Consider the following 13,707-nt stretch of genomic DNA (forward strand, 5'->3'; position numbering starts at 1 on the left):
CAAACACCGCCGCAGGTTGTCAGAGGTGTGATGGAAACCGTTGAAACCCGGCTCATCCGTTCCGCACGGGAGGGCGATACCCGCGCTTTCGGGGACCTTATACGCATGTACGACAAACGGACGTTGCAAATAGCTTTCGGGATTACCGGCAACCGGGCCGATGCCCAGGATGCGTTCCAGGACGGCGTCGTGAAGGCGTGGACCCGGCTGCACGCATTCAGGCAGGAAAGCTCATTCGGGACCTGGTTGACACGGATTGTCATCAACGAAGCCTTGAATCTCAGGAAAAAGGGGTCCTGGATGCATCAGGTGTCCATTGACGGACCGGACAGACCGGAACTTGAGTCCCCTCACGGCCCACAGGCGGCGCCCGATACGGTGCTCGAATGGACCCAGGTTGGCGACCGGATTTCAGGCAGCCTGCGCCATCTTTCGGATCGGGAACGAACGGTCTTCGTCCTGAAGCACATGCATGGCTACAAACTCAGGGAAATCGCCTCCATGATCGACTGCGCCGAAGGCACCGTGAAGAATTACCTGTTCAGAGCGACGCAAAAAATGCGTGATGCGCTCATTGATCTTGACTACACACCATGAATTGCACGCACCCGAAGGAAGATCTCATGCTCCTGTTCTATGACGAGCTCGAACCTGCGCGTCGACGCGAGGTCGAAGCCCGGCTGGAAAGCTGCGGAGCATGTCGAGCCGAGTGGGCGTCCCTTTCGACCCTGTCGGGTCGGGTCCCCCGGCAACCCCTGATTGACTTCACGGATGCGGAACTGGAGCCCATCCGCCTTGCGATGGCCGACCGAATAGGTGCCACCCGTCAACCGGCACGGTCCCGTCCGGTCCTGTTCCGGATGCCCGTCCGGCAGATCGCCGTGGCTGCCGTCATTGCCATCGTCGCATTCGGGTTGGGTCGCTTGACCCGGATGCCGGAACGTTCGAGCTCTGCCCTGGAATCCGCCCGCGTCAGTGACGTGTCGTTCGACAGCCAGACCGGATTGGTTCAGGTAGCCTATGAAACCGTGCGTCCGGCCACGCTTGCCGGTACGGTGGACGACGCGGACATCCAGCAACTCCTGGGACAGGCGCTTCATTCGGACAGTTCCCCCTTGAGTCGCATGCGGGCGGCCCGCGCACTGGCCGAATCCCGCATCCGTCCCGGGGCGGATATCGTGTCCGCCCTGGAGGGCATCCTCGTTTCCGATCCGAACGCTGCCACACGCCTCCAGGCGTTGAAGGCATTGCAACAGTTGCATGAGCACGTTCCCGTCTCGGGTTCGCTCCGCAGCGTTCTCCTGGATCTCGTCGTGAACGAACCGAACACGGCCATCCGGATGCGGGCGCTCGATGCGGTCACGCGCTCCGAGTTGGTCACCATGGACGTGGCGCACGCCCTGGAAGTGGCATCCCGCGATCAGAATCCACACATCCGGCGCCAGGCCGCCATGGCACTCGTTGACATGGAAACCACCCAAGCCCTTGAAACCCTGAATTGACATGAGCACACGTACGTTTTTCATAGCCGCCCTGATCTGCCTGTTTCCGGCCACCCTTGCCTGGGGCCAGGACACGGTCTCCAGGAATTTTGATGTCCGACCGGGAGGAGCGCTCGAGGTGGACATGGACTTCGGTGACCTGGTCGTTCGCACTACCCGGGACAATCAGGTACGGGTAGAGGTGGAGCGTGACCTGGATGTGGACCTGCACGAACTGACCATCGAAGCCCGGGGCAACCGGGTGGTCATCGAGTCCGAATACGATGAAAATGGTCGCCGTTGGAACAATGTCCGCGTGGACGTGACGGTGTACATGCCCGAGTCCTGGTCCGTTGCGTTCAATACGGGTGCCGGTAATGTGGAGATCGATCCGGTGGACGGTGATGTAACCGGCTCGACCGGGGCCGGGAATGTGACCCTGGATGGCGTTGGCGGGCTGACGGACCTTCAGACGGGTGCCGGCAACATCGAGGTCGAGGCTGCAGGAGGCCGGATTGATGTACGGACCGGTGCCGGCAATGTGGATGTGACGCTGGTCCGGGCCCTGGACAAGCGCTCTGAATTGCGCTCCGGTGCTGGAAACGTCACCGTGTATGTGGCCAAGGATCTGTCCCTGGACATCGATGCCCGTGCATCGGTCGGGTCGGCTTCGTGTGCCTTCGGGCTGCGGGAGCGGGGAGAGTTCCTGAGCCGCTCGTGCGAGGGCGAAATCAACGGGGGCGGCCCCGAGTTGTCCCTGTCCAGTGGTGTGGGTAATGTGTCGGTCCGTCGGCGTTGATTCCGGACTTTGAGATGGTCCGGGTCTGCCCTAAGTTCTGGCGAAGTGTGAACACGCCCTAGGCAATCCTACCTGACACCGATCCAGCCCGATGTCCAGATCCCCGGAGCCTGATCTCCGCCGGCTCATCCTCGATACGACGCGACAACTCCTGACGACCGACGGGTATGCCAGTTTGTCCATGCGCCGGATTGCCCGACAAATCGGGTACTCGGCGACGAGCATCTACTTGCACTATGAAAACAAGGATCAGCTCGTTCACGCCCTGATTGATGAGGGTGTTGGCATGCTGCACGAGCGGTTGTCGAAGGAGGTGGTGCCGGGCCATCCGGAAGCCACGCTGAGGGCCCTGTGTGCTGCATACGCTGCGTTCGGACTGGAGTACCCGGAGTATTACGAGATCATGTACATCCTGCACACGGAGTACATTGAGCGCTATCCGGCCGAGAAATACCGCCGCGCGCGACAGAATCTGGAGTTCTTTGCCAGGGCACTGACGGAAGGAGCGGAGAAAGGGGTGTTCGACGGGGTCAACCCGTTGCTGGGGTCCACGTCCATATGGGCACAGCTGCACGGCGTGGTCAGCCTGATCAACGGACACCGGATAGACCGGAAAATAGAGCATGCGACGCTGCTCCAGGAGGTCATAGAACGCATTGTCCGCGGCCAAAAAAGCCTGAAATAAAGCGTGAATCCTTCGAATGATCCCGGTCAGGAAACCGGGAATGCATTATTTTAGTATCAACTTTGTTCTTCAAAACTGACTGCAGCGACTTTCGATGGCTACGAAAAGCATGAACGACAGCTGGGCACGCGTGGTTACCCAGATTGAGACCATTTGGAATACGGAGGAATTCGGCGACAAGGAAATGAAAAAGGCCCGTGGCAATCTTTCCAAGATGGTCAACCTCATCCATGAGAAGACGGGAGAGCCGAAAGCAGAAATCGTGCAGAAGATCTCGGCATTCCTGTAGGGTCGTTTGACCCTGTCGGGGGTGCCCGCAAGTCCGGGATCCCTCATCCGGATCCCGTGTAAAGTCCTGGCCGGTTTCCCGGCCGGGACTTTTTTGATGGTACTGTGTATTCCTGAATTTATGAACACCACGTCCACCCCATTGAATTCTCCGGCATTTGCCCGGCGCGAAGCTGAATATCTGGCGTTGCTCGACACGTGGCGCGCCCGTCTGGACGTCATCCACAAGGGCGGCGGTGAAGCGCGCCAGAAGCGCGAGCACGATCGTGGGAAGATGCTGGCTCGGGAGCGGATTGCGGCGTTGGTGGACGACCCCGGGGATTTCCAGGAGATCGGTGCCTTCGTGGGCTACGAAATGTACGAGGAGGAGGGAGGGTGTCCGGCCGGCGGAACCGTCATGGGGACCGGATATGTCAACGGGCGACTCTGCATGATCGTGGCCAACGATGCGACCGTGAAAGCCGGTGCCTGGTTTCCCATTACGGCCAAGAAGAACATCCGGGCTCAGGAAATTGCCATCGAGAATCGCCTGCCCATCATCTATCTCGTCGATTCGGCCGGGGTATTCCTGCCCATGCAGGATGAGATTTTTCCCGACAAGGATCACTTCGGACGGATTTTCCGCAACAATGCGGTACTGTCTTCCATGGGGGTCCCGCAGATTGCCGCCATCATGGGGAGCTGCGTCGCCGGGGGCGCTTACCTGCCCATCATGAGCGATGAGGCCTTGATCGTGGACGGAACCGGATCGGTATTCCTGGCGGGCCCCTACCTGGTGAAGGCCGCCATCGGAGAGGACGTGGACAGCGAAACACTGGGAGGCGCCTCCACCCACAGCCGGATCTCCGGTGTTACCGACTATCTCATGCCGGATGATGCCACCTGCCTGGCCACCATCCGGGAACTGATGGGCCGCCAGGGCGCCCGTCCAACAGCCGGGTTCGATCGGGCCGAGCCGGTTGCCCCTGCGCACGATGCAGCCGAGTTGTACGGCATAGTACCGGTTTCAGGCGCGGTACCGTATGACATGCGGGACGTTCTCGCCCGCGTGATCGATGCCGGATCGTGGACGGAATACAAACAGGAGTACGGACAGACCATCCTGACGGGCTATGCCCGCGTGGACGGCTGGAGCGTGGGTATCGTGGCCAATCAGCGTACCATCGTCAAGGCGAAGGCCGGCGTGAAGGCTCATACCGACGAAATGCAGGCGGGCGGAGTCATCTATTCGGACTCAGCGGACAAGGCCACCCGATTCATCCTGAACTGCAATCAGAAACGGATTCCCCTGGTGTTCCTCCAGGACGTGACCGGCTTCATGGTGGGGTCGCGCGCCGAGCACGGCGGTATCATCAAGGATGGGGCCAAGATGGTTAATGCCGTGGCCAATTCCGTCGTACCCAAGTTGACGGTTGTGATCGGTAACTCCTTCGGTGCGGGCAACTATGCCATGTGCGGTCGCGCGTACGATCCGCGGATGATATGCGCATGGCCCACGGCGCGGATGGCCGTCATGGGTGGATCGCAGGCTGCCAAGACTTTGTTGCAGATCCAGAAAGCGACCCTGGCCCGCAAGGGAAAAGAACTGACTGAACAAGAGGAGGCGGATCTCCTCCAGCAGATGAAGGACCGGTATGATCGCCAGACCACGGCCTATTATGCCGCCGCTCGCATGTGGGTGGATGAGATCATCAATCCGGTGCAGACGCGGTCCTGGATAAGCCGCGGCTTGTCCGTGGCCAACCTCAATCCGGATGCTCCGGTTTTCAATCCCGGGGTCATCCAGACGTAAGCCGTTCCACCCAGTCGTGAGGATTCCAATGCCGAACCCACCGCTCCCGGATGCCGGGAATCCAGAAGAACGTACCGTGTGGAAACGCACTCCGGACGTGAACGCCATGAACGACCGCTGCGCGGGTACCATGGTCGAGCACCTCGGCATGGTCCTGGTGGACGTGGGGCCGGACTGGCTGCGCGGGACCATGCCCGTCGATGCACGCACCAAACAACCGCTGGGCCTGCTTCACGGTGGCGCAACCGCCGCGCTGGTGGAAACCCTTGGCAGCGTGGCGGCCGCCTGGGCAGTGGATGAGCAGCACTACTGCGTGGGCATCGAGATCAACGTGAATCACATCCGTTCCATACGCAGTGGACAGGTGGTCGGAACGGCCCGGGCCATCCAGGCTGGACGGCGCATCCAGGTCTGGCAGGTCGATGTGGAGGATGAAGCAGGTCGGTTGATCAGTACCGGGCGGCTTACGCTCGCGGTCCTGCAACGAGATACTGCAGGCTGAACCAGCTCCGATCGTCCGTCCACACGCGGTCCACTTCGAAGCCCGCTTCCGAGACCAGGTCCCGGAAGGCCGTGAGTGTGTATTTGTGGGAGTATTCGGTCAGGATGGATTCGCCTCTTTCCAGTTCGATGGCATCCTCTCCAATCCGGACTATGTGGGGCTCGCGACTTATGAGATGCATTTCAATCCGACTGGCATCGGCATTCCAGATGGCTTCGTGGTCGAAGCGTTCCGGCTGGAAGTCGGCCCCCAGACGTGCGTTTGCGTGGATGAGCACATTCCGGTTGAAGGCGGCCGTGACTCCGCTGGCATCGTTGTAGGCGGCTCGCAAGACGTCTTCGTCCTTCACCAGATCCACCCCCAGCAAGACGCCGCCTCCCGGTCCCACGACGTCGCCCAGCCGGGACAGGAAATCCACCGCTTCCGCGGGCTTGAAGTTGCCGATCGTGGATCCCGGGAAGAATACGGAAATCCGGGAGCCCGGCGTGGGGACCAGATTCAACGGAATCGGTTGGGAGTAATCCGCGCAGACCGGGAGCACGCGCAGGTTCGGGTATCGCTCCTGGATGTGCTCCGATGCCATGAGCAGGTGATCCCTCGAGATATCCACGGGGACGTACGCGTCCGCGTCAGGGAGTGCGTCCAGCAGCATCCGTGTCTTGAGGCTGCTCCCGGAGCCGTATTCAACAAGGATGGCAGACGTTCCCAACCGGTCCGTGATGGCCCCCATGTTGTCCTCCAGGATGGCCATTTCCGTGCGCGTCAGATAGTATTCGTCCAGCTCGCAGATCTCGTCAAACAGCTGCGATCCCCGCCCGTCATAGAAATATTTGGAGGGGATGGATTTCGGGGATTGTTTGAGGCCCCCAAGGACATCGACGGAAAACGTGTCGGATTCGGGGGCAAGATCCAGATACAGGCGAACACGAAAAGACATGGGAGCGGGTGCAGGTGGATGAGGCCGAGCCGACTCAGCGGGCGGATCGGGCCAGGCGGATTCCGGAAAACTGCCAGCGGGCATGGCCGGGGAAAAAATTGCGATAGGTCAGGCGGATGTGATCACCGGGCGTAGCCACACTTCCACCCCGGAGCACGAACTGGTTGTACATGAACTTCCCGTTGTACTCTCCGAGTGCTCCGTCCTCGGTTTCGTATCCGGGATAAGGAGAGTAGTGGCTGCTGGTCCACTCCCAGGTGCTGCCGAACAGGTTGTGGAAAGGTCCAATGAGACTCCTTTCACCGGAAAGTGACGGGATGAAGATCAGGTCCTCGCTGAAGTGACCCGTGATGTTTGTGTTTCCGATGGCTGAGCCGGCAGCGTGCTCCCACTCGAATTCCGTCGGCAGGCGGGCACCGGACCATCGCGCAAACGCGTCGGCTTCGAACAAGGAGACGTGGGTAACGGGCGCGTCCAGGTCGAGCGGAAGGCGGCCGGCCGTCGTGAATTCGGTCCATTCCCCATTCTCGTGCTGCCAATAGAGCGGGTGCGTCCATCCTTCACGCGCCACGGTCGCCCAGCCTTCGGAAAGCCAGAGGACCGGGTTCGCGTATGCGTCATCTTCCACGAATGCGAGGTACTCGCGGTTGGTTACCGGTCGGGAGGCCAACTCGAACGGTTCAACGAACACGCGATGGCGGGGGCCTTCGTTGTCGAAGCAGAAGCGCCCCGAGCCTGCGTCCCCGATGGTTACGATGCCTGGATTGAAGGCCATCCAGGTGGTCGGAAGGTCGTCAGACGGCATCCGCTTCCCGGAAGGGTCGTAAGCCGGCTGCAGCGGATTGATGGACAGGACGTGCTTGATGTCCGTTACCATGAGCTCTTGATGTTGCTGCTCATGATTCAGGCCGATTTCCACGACCCGTTCCACCTCGGGGGCTGTTCCCGCTGGCAGCTTGCGCAGGAAGGCCATCATGGCGCTGTCCACGTGCGCACGATAGGCATTCACGTCATCGACCGTCGGGCGCGAAAGCAGGCCGCGGTGGGGACGTGAGAAGCGCTCACCGGCCTGCACGTAGTAGGAATTGAACAGGTAAGCGAACCGTTCGTTGTACGGCCGGTATCCCTCCACGTTTGGCCCCAGGACGAAGGTCTCGAAAAACCAGGTCGTGTGGGCCAGGTGCCATTTTGTCGGGCTCACGTCTTCCATGGACTGGACGACGTGATCTTCGGGTGCGAGTGGTGCCGCAATCCGGCGGGTTTGTTCTCGGACACTGGAAAACCGGGCCGAAAGGGCCGGCGTTCCAGCCGGTTCAGGATCCTGCATGATCGGTTGGAGGTTCAGCCTTCAATATATACAATTGACAAAGGGTCGTTCATGTCCTTTCTACTGAGAGTACTTGTGCTGCTGGTTGTTACGACTGGCGTCGTGCGGGCACAGGTTCCGGCGGACCGCCTGGACAAGGCCATTGCCCGCGGCGATTCGCTGTACGCACTCTTCGACAATGAGGCCGCGCTCACGGCCTACGAACGGGGTCTGGTTGTGGATTCCACCGATTTCGGGTTGCTCTATCGTCTTTCCCGGACGGCGAACGATTTTGGTCAGGATTTACTCGCCCTGGACCGACGGCGGGAGGCGGATCATGTCATGGCCCAGGCTACGTCCTATGCCGACATGATGCAGCGGCATCATCCGGAACGTCCCGAAACATGGTTCCAAATGGCGGCCACCTGGGGAAACAGGGCCATCTTCATGGGCGGAAAAGACAAAGTGCGCATGGGCCGGAATGTGGAAGCCTACGCGAACCGGGCTCTTGAGCTGGATCCCGATTACGCATATGCCCTGTTGGCGCTGGGCATCTATTACCGTGAACTGGGCGCATTGAACTGGATCCAACGCACCTTCGCCAATACGTTTTTCGGCGGGCTCCCGGAAGGGGGGAACGAGAAGGCCATCCGTTTCCTGTCCCGTGCGCTGGAGGAAGACCCGACACTGGTCATGACCCATTTCGAGTTGGCGGAAACGTACAGTGCCGAGGGCAACCAGGAAATGGCGGCGTATCATTACGGGCGGGTGCTCGAACTGACCCCCATCAACACGGAAGAACTTCGCCAGCAGCGGGATGCCGGCCGGATACTGGCCGATTCGTAATGCAGAACGAGATTACAGGTTCTGGTATCGGACACCGCTTCGGGGCGCGAATCCTGTTCCGGAAACTCGATTTTGAACTCCGGGGCGGAACGGCAACCGCGGTCACCGGCCCCAACGGGTCGGGCAAGTCGACCCTGCTGAAAATCCTCGCAGGCTTGTTGACACCGACAGCGGGGCGCGTGTCGCTGGTGTCCGGAGGCCTTGCCGTGGAGCCCGGGCAGCGCCCCCTCCATTGTGGGTTCGTGGCGCCGTACATGAACGTATACGACGGCTTCACGGCCCGCGAGAATCTGGAGTTCATTGCGCGGGCGCGGCGTTTGGACAACAGGTTGGTGAAAGGCGGACGTGCCCACGATCAAATCACTGAAGGTCGGTTGACCGAAGCCCCATACGTGGGTAGCCGCATTGACCGCCTGCTGGCGGATGTCGGATTGACCGAGCGGGCGGACGATCCTGTTCGCACGTTCTCCTCCGGCATGGTGCAGCGGGTACGCCTGGCGTGTGCCCTGCTGCCCTCGCCGCCCGTCCTGTTGTTGGATGAGCCCGGCGCCACGCTGGATGAAGAAGGCGTCGCCCTGGTGCATCGGGTCGTCCGGGAGGCCACGGAAGCCGGCCGGATCGTCGTCCTGGCCACCAACCTCGCGTCCGAGGCGGTGCTCTGTTCAGAACGGTTGGAAGTGACCGCCCAGCGGTAGGGGCGGGCGCACGCCCGGGGCGGCCAGGAAAAGGAATCGGCATCCGGCCGATCGCAGCACGTGCGCACATCCGGCCAGGGTGGCTCCCGTCGTCACCACGTCGTCCACCAGGATGATTGCAGGCGGGACACATGCGTTCGGCGCCAGATGGAACGCCCGGGCCACGTTCCTGCGGCGATCGGCAGCGGAAAGGGTCGTCTGCGACAGCGTGTGCTCCCGCCGCTCCAGCAGCCGGCTGCGGAAAGGCACGCCCAGCCCGGCGGCCAGGCTTTCCGCCAACAGGTGCGCCTGGCAATACCCCCGGTCCAGCACCCGCAGCCGATGGGAGGGTACCCCGGTGCATACCGGTGGACCGTCCGCGAACATCCCGCGACCTTCCTTCCAACCCGGCGGCAGCAGGCCGCGGACGGCACCGGCCAGCGGGCCCGCCAGCACGGGCGCCACGTCCGCGCGACCCTCGTACTTGAACGCATGGTGCAGGCTGCGCACCGGCGACGTATCGGAGAACATCCAGCGGGCCGCAAGCAACGTCGTGCCGACCATGAGTGGCAGGTCACATCGCATCAACCGGCTTTCCGCGAGAGACACGCGGCAGGGGTGGCAAAGAACCCGCCCGACCGCGCCCCGCCCATCCGCCGACGAGCGGCGGTGGAGTCCGTTCGGCAGGACCGTGCCGCAGTGCAGGCACCGGGGTGGCAGCCAAACGGATATCAGCCTGTCCGCCGTGGCCCGGACGGACCCGAGCGAATGGACAAGATTCGGATAAAAGCGGGTTCCCATGTTCCTACAGAGTGCCGGCCGTGGGAAATGCCACGTGCGAGGCCGTATACTTGAAGGAACTGAACCCAATCTGGAACCACCATGGCGGCACGCAAGCGGAAAGGGATGCTGATCAAGAACACGAATCCCCGTCCGGTCACCATCGACATGACCTCACGCAGCATTACGCTGAATCCCGGCGATGAAGAGCTCGTTACGGCCGAAGAAGTCCTGGACGAGGCACTCAGGGACTATCTCCAGGTTCGCGGCGTGTCCATTGTCCGCCCCGCCCTGGACGACGAAGAAGAGGAATTGAAGCGCCAACTCCGGGGCTGAATGGAGCGCAAGAAATGAAGGCAGAAGACACGTTGAAGATCCTGGCGCTCGAACCCTGGTATGGTGGAAGCCACCGGGCGTTCATGGACGGTCTGGTGAAACATTCCAGGCACACGTTCGAGACCGTGCACATGTCGAACCGCTTCTGGAAGTGGCGCATGCAGGGCGGCGCAGTGACGCTGGCCCGCCATGTGGAACGCCTGCTGGACGACGGCTATCGGCCAGATGTGATTTTCGCCTCGAACATGGTGAACCTGCCGGCCTTCCTGGCGCTGACCCGCGACAGGCTCGCGAAGACTCCGGTCGTGCTCTACATGCACGAGAACCAGCTGACGTATCCGCTTCAGGAAGGAGCCGAGCGGGATCACACGTACAGCTACATCAATTACATGTCCTGTCTGGCGGCGGATCGGATCGTGTTCAACTCGCAGTACCACCATGACGAGTTCATGGAGGCCCTGCCGCGGTTGCTCCGGCTGTTTCCGGACTACACGCACCTGAACACGGCGCAGACCATCCGGGGAAAAAGCAGCGTGCTGCACCTGGGACTCGATCTGCAGGGTCACGACCGCTATGCGAGCGCCTACGAGGCCCACAGTTGGGGCCCCGGCCAGAAACCGCCCATCGTACTCTGGAACCAGCGCTGGGAGTATGACAAGAATCCCCAGGCGTTCTTCCGGCTGATGAACCGGTTGGACGACTCCGGCCACAAATTCCGGTTGATCCTGGCCGGCGAGCGCTTCGAGGAGCAGCCCAGGGAGTTCGAGCAGGCGTTTGAACGATACGCGGAGCGCATTCTGCACTACGGATACGCCGAGGACTTCGAGGAGTACAGCAAGCTGCTGCACCGGGCCGACCTCGTGATCTCGACGTCCATCCACGAGTTTTTCGGCATTTCCATGCTGGAAGCCATCTACTGTGGATGCCACCCGCTCCTGCCGAACCGGCTGTCCTATCCCGAGCTCATTCCGGCGTCACTCCACAAACCGCTCCTGCACGCCCCCATTCTGTATGAGGACGATGAGGAGCTGTTCACGGTAATGGCCAAAATCCTGAAGGGCGAGGAACGCCCCCTGCCGGTCGAGACCCTGAAGCAGATTTCAGCCCATCTGGCCTGGCGCGAGCATGTCGCCCTTTACGACGACATGTTCTCGACCATGGCCTGACCGAACTCGCTGCATTTCAGCAGGGTCGCGCCTTCCATCTGCCGCTCGAAGTCGTAGGTCACGCGCTTCTGGCTGATGGTCGTCTCGAGGCTCGAAATAATGAGATCGGCGGCCTCGTTCCAGCCCATGAAGCGGAACATCATTTCGCCCGAAAGGATGACCGATCCGGGGTTCACCTTGTCCTGCCCGGCATATTTCGGAGCCGTCCCGTGTGTGGCCTCGAAAATGGACAACCCGTTGTCGTAGTTGATGTTGGCGCCGGGGGCAATGCCGATTCCGCCGACCTGTGCGGCCAACGCATCGGACATGTAGTCGCCATTCAGGTTCATGGTGGCGATGACGCTGTATTCGCGGGGACGGGTCAGGATCTGCTGCAGGAACGCATCGGCAATCACATCCTTGATGACAATGCCGTTCGGCAGCTTGCACCAGGGTCCGCCGTCGATTTCCACGGCTCCGAATTCTTCCTTCGCCAGGGCGTATCCCCAATCCCGGAAGGCGCCTTCGGTGTACTTCATGATGTTGCCCTTGTGGACCAGCGTCACGTTCGGCTTGCCCTGCTCGATGGCGTAGCGGATGGCGGCGCGAACCAGGCGTTTCGTGCCTTCTTCGGATGTCGGCTTGATGCCGAAGCCGCTGGTCTCGGGGAAACGGACTTTTGCGAAGCGGGAAGGGAAGTGTTCTTCCAGCAGGGCGGCGAAACGCTTGGCGTCGTCCGTGCCGGCCTGGAATTCAATGCCGGCATAGATGTCTTCGGAGTTCTCCCGGAAAATGATCATGTCGACCGCGGCCGGATCCTTGACCGGCGACGGAACGCCCGTGAAGTACTGGACGGGGCGCACACAGGCGTACAGGTCCAGCATCTGACGGAGCGCCACGTTCAGCGAACGGATGCCGCCGCCGACCGGCGTGGTGAGGGGGCCCTTGATGGACACCAGGTGGTTCCGGATGGCCGTCAACGTATCCTCGGGCAGCCACTCACCGAATTTCTCGTAGGCCTTCTCGCCGGCGTATACCTCGAACCACTCGATCTTCCGGGCGCCTCCGTAGGCTTTCTCGACGGCGTTGTCGAACACGTGCTGTGCGGCCGCCCAGATATCGGGACCAATGCCGTCGCCTTCAATGAAGGGCAGGATGGGGTGGTCAGGCACGTTCAGGGTGCCGTTTTCCATGGTGATGGATGCGCCGGCGGAAGGAGGAGTCAGATGCGTATACATGACAATCGGTTCAGGTTCAAAAGTGGAAAAACGGAATTTACGCGTCAATCGATCGGAATCATGCCGGGGATTCCTGACAAGTGACGGGTTGGGCGCCGAGCCGTGCGGGATTTCCGGTTCACAGTCGCCCGAACAGGGAACGGAAACGCAATTCCCAGACTTTCCAGGCAGCCTCTCGCACAATGGCCTTGCTCATCTTGGACTTGCCTTCCGTGCGCTCCGTGAAGACAATGGGCACCTCAGTAAGGCGGAATCCGGCCCGCCAGGCCCGGTAATTGAGCTCGATCTGGAAGGAATAGCCATTCGATCGGACTTTCGTCAGATCCAGGGATTCCAGCACACGGCGGTGGAAGCACTTGAAGCCGGCGGTCACGTCCTGCACCGGCAAACGGGTGATGAACCGCGTGTAGACCCCCGCTCCGTAGGACAGGATGAGCCGGGACAGCGGCCAATTCATGATGCGCACGCCATCGATGTAGCGCGATCCGATGACGACATCGGCTTCCCCGGTCGCCACGGGGGCCAGCAGCAGCGGCAGGTCCTCCGGATTGTGTGACCGGTCGGCATCCATCTCGCAAATGGCTTCGTAGTCGCGATCCAGGGCCCAGGCGAATCCGGCCAGATAGGCGGTGCCGAGCCCGAGTTTTCCTTCCCGCTCCAGGAGGTGTACGCGGCGGGCCTTGTGGTCCCGGTCGGTCCCCTGGGCCTCTGCACGCGCGCGCACGATATCGGCGGTCCCGTCCGGGCTGCCGTCATCCACGATCAGCAGATCGAAGGGGACAGGGAGTCCGAGGACAAGGTCCATGACGGCCGATATGTTCTCGGCCTCATTGTAGGTCGGTATGATGACGAGGGCGCGCAGGGCGGGCAGAGCGAGAGTGGACAGGCGCAGGGTGGC

16 protein-coding genes are annotated in these 13,707 nt (G+C 61.4%); 11 read left to right on the forward strand and 5 right to left on the reverse strand.

Annotation, left to right across the window (positions count from 1 at the left end):
* Positions 1-30: 30 nt before the first annotated feature.
* From RIE53_11950 to RIE53_11980, 7 genes are all read left to right on the forward strand, one after another.
* Complete coding sequence (locus RIE53_11950; GenBank protein ID MEQ9105395.1) at positions 31-597, forward strand: sigma-70 family RNA polymerase sigma factor; 567 nt, start codon at positions 31-33, stop codon at positions 595-597.
* On the forward strand, positions 594-1,502 hold the full coding sequence (locus tag RIE53_11955; protein ID MEQ9105396.1) for a HEAT repeat domain-containing protein: 909 nt from the start codon (positions 594-596) through the stop codon (positions 1,500-1,502). The genes RIE53_11950 and RIE53_11955 overlap by 4 nt, the downstream gene beginning before the upstream one ends.
* Before the next feature lies 1 nt (position 1,503).
* On the forward strand, positions 1,504-2,280 hold the full coding sequence (locus RIE53_11960) for a hypothetical protein (GenBank protein MEQ9105397.1): 777 nt from the start codon (positions 1,504-1,506) through the stop codon (positions 2,278-2,280).
* A gap of 91 nt (positions 2,281-2,371) precedes the next feature.
* A complete protein-coding gene (locus tag RIE53_11965) occupies positions 2,372-2,965 on the forward strand; it encodes a TetR/AcrR family transcriptional regulator (GenBank protein MEQ9105398.1) in 594 nt (197 codons plus the stop codon).
* 109 nt (positions 2,966-3,074) lie between these two features.
* On the forward strand, positions 3,075-3,254 hold the full coding sequence (locus tag RIE53_11970; GenBank protein MEQ9105399.1) for a general stress protein CsbD: 180 nt from the start codon (positions 3,075-3,077) through the stop codon (positions 3,252-3,254).
* 120 nt (positions 3,255-3,374) lie between these two features.
* The gene (locus RIE53_11975) at positions 3,375-5,045 is read left to right on the forward strand and encodes a carboxyl transferase domain-containing protein (protein ID MEQ9105400.1); all 1,671 of its coding nucleotides are present in this window, start codon (positions 3,375-3,377) and stop codon (positions 5,043-5,045) included.
* Between the two features lie 106 nt (positions 5,046-5,151).
* On the forward strand, positions 5,152-5,547 hold the full coding sequence (locus RIE53_11980; protein ID MEQ9105401.1) for a hotdog fold thioesterase: 396 nt from the start codon (positions 5,152-5,154) through the stop codon (positions 5,545-5,547).
* Here the strand turns inward: RIE53_11980 and egtD are convergent.
* Positions 5,510-6,484 (reverse strand): L-histidine N(alpha)-methyltransferase, encoded by a 975-nt coding sequence (gene egtD, locus RIE53_11985; GenBank protein ID MEQ9105402.1) that lies wholly within the window; start codon positions 6,482-6,484, stop codon positions 5,510-5,512. The genes RIE53_11980 and egtD overlap by 38 nt on opposite strands.
* A 34-nt stretch (positions 6,485-6,518) precedes the next feature.
* Positions 6,519-7,811 (reverse strand): ergothioneine biosynthesis protein EgtB, encoded by a 1,293-nt coding sequence (gene egtB, locus RIE53_11990; protein MEQ9105403.1) that lies wholly within the window; start codon positions 7,809-7,811, stop codon positions 6,519-6,521.
* Between the two features lie 51 nt (positions 7,812-7,862).
* Between egtB and RIE53_11995 the strand changes: the two genes are divergently transcribed.
* Positions 7,863-8,636: a hypothetical protein gene (locus RIE53_11995; GenBank protein MEQ9105404.1), complete on the forward strand. Its 774-nt coding sequence runs from the start codon at positions 7,863-7,865 to the stop codon at positions 8,634-8,636.
* Positions 8,636-9,331: an ABC transporter ATP-binding protein gene (locus tag RIE53_12000; GenBank protein MEQ9105405.1), complete on the forward strand. Its 696-nt coding sequence runs from the start codon at positions 8,636-8,638 to the stop codon at positions 9,329-9,331. Before RIE53_11995 ends, RIE53_12000 begins: the two co-directional genes overlap by 1 nt.
* Here RIE53_12000 and RIE53_12005 read toward each other — a convergent pair.
* Complete coding sequence (locus RIE53_12005) at positions 9,299-10,111, reverse strand: hypothetical protein (protein ID MEQ9105406.1); 813 nt, start codon at positions 10,109-10,111, stop codon at positions 9,299-9,301. The two genes, RIE53_12000 and RIE53_12005, sit on opposite strands and share 33 nt — an antisense overlap.
* Before the next feature lie 81 nt (positions 10,112-10,192).
* Here RIE53_12005 and RIE53_12010 point away from each other — a divergent pair, with 81 nt between their 5' ends.
* Together RIE53_12010 and RIE53_12015 are read left to right on the forward strand one after the other, a co-directional pair.
* On the forward strand, positions 10,193-10,426 hold the full coding sequence (locus RIE53_12010) for a hypothetical protein (GenBank protein ID MEQ9105407.1): 234 nt from the start codon (positions 10,193-10,195) through the stop codon (positions 10,424-10,426).
* Between the two features lie 14 nt (positions 10,427-10,440).
* Entirely contained in the window at positions 10,441-11,592 is a 1,152-nt protein-coding gene (locus tag RIE53_12015; protein ID MEQ9105408.1) for a DUF3524 domain-containing protein, read from the forward strand.
* On the opposite strand, the gene icd is transcribed toward RIE53_12015, so the two are convergent.
* Together icd and RIE53_12025 are read right to left on the reverse strand one after the other, a co-directional pair.
* On the reverse strand, positions 11,562-12,809 hold the full coding sequence (gene icd / locus RIE53_12020) for an NADP-dependent isocitrate dehydrogenase (protein ID MEQ9105409.1): 1,248 nt from the start codon (positions 12,807-12,809) through the stop codon (positions 11,562-11,564). The genes RIE53_12015 and icd overlap by 31 nt on opposite strands.
* A 118-nt stretch (positions 12,810-12,927) precedes the next feature.
* Complete coding sequence (locus RIE53_12025; protein MEQ9105410.1) at positions 12,928-13,701, reverse strand: polyprenol monophosphomannose synthase; 774 nt, start codon at positions 13,699-13,701, stop codon at positions 12,928-12,930.
* Positions 13,702-13,707 lie beyond the last annotated feature (6 nt).

It is taken from the genome of Rhodothermales bacterium (assembly GCA_040221055.1).
In the GTDB taxonomy this organism is placed as follows: Bacteria; Bacteroidota; Rhodothermia; order Rhodothermales; family UBA10348; genus 1-14-0-65-60-17.

Coding starts and splice junctions, on each gene's coding strand:
- RIE53_11950 (MEQ9105395.1), top strand. CDS start 31: ATGGAAACCGTTGAAACCCGGCTCATCCGTTCCGCACGGGAGGGCGAT.
- RIE53_11955 (MEQ9105396.1), top strand. CDS start 594: ATGAATTGCACGCACCCGAAGGAAGATCTCATGCTCCTGTTCTATGAC.
- RIE53_11960 (MEQ9105397.1), top strand. CDS start 1,504: ATGAGCACACGTACGTTTTTCATAGCCGCCCTGATCTGCCTGTTTCCG.
- RIE53_11965 (MEQ9105398.1), top strand. CDS start 2,372: ATGTCCAGATCCCCGGAGCCTGATCTCCGCCGGCTCATCCTCGATACG.
- RIE53_11970 (MEQ9105399.1), top strand. CDS start 3,075: ATGAACGACAGCTGGGCACGCGTGGTTACCCAGATTGAGACCATTTGG.
- RIE53_11975 (MEQ9105400.1), top strand. CDS start 3,375: ATGAACACCACGTCCACCCCATTGAATTCTCCGGCATTTGCCCGGCGC.
- RIE53_11980 (MEQ9105401.1), top strand. CDS start 5,152: ATGAACGACCGCTGCGCGGGTACCATGGTCGAGCACCTCGGCATGGTC.
- egtD (MEQ9105402.1), bottom strand. CDS start 6,484: ATGTCTTTTCGTGTTCGCCTGTATCTGGATCTTGCCCCCGAATCCGAC.
- egtB (MEQ9105403.1), bottom strand. CDS start 7,811: ATGCAGGATCCTGAACCGGCTGGAACGCCGGCCCTTTCGGCCCGGTTT.
- RIE53_11995 (MEQ9105404.1), top strand. CDS start 7,863: ATGTCCTTTCTACTGAGAGTACTTGTGCTGCTGGTTGTTACGACTGGC.
- RIE53_12000 (MEQ9105405.1), top strand. CDS start 8,636: ATGCAGAACGAGATTACAGGTTCTGGTATCGGACACCGCTTCGGGGCG.
- RIE53_12005 (MEQ9105406.1), bottom strand. CDS start 10,111: ATGGGAACCCGCTTTTATCCGAATCTTGTCCATTCGCTCGGGTCCGTC.
- RIE53_12010 (MEQ9105407.1), top strand. CDS start 10,193: ATGGCGGCACGCAAGCGGAAAGGGATGCTGATCAAGAACACGAATCCC.
- RIE53_12015 (MEQ9105408.1), top strand. CDS start 10,441: ATGAAGGCAGAAGACACGTTGAAGATCCTGGCGCTCGAACCCTGGTAT.
- icd (MEQ9105409.1), bottom strand. CDS start 12,809: ATGTATACGCATCTGACTCCTCCTTCCGCCGGCGCATCCATCACCATG.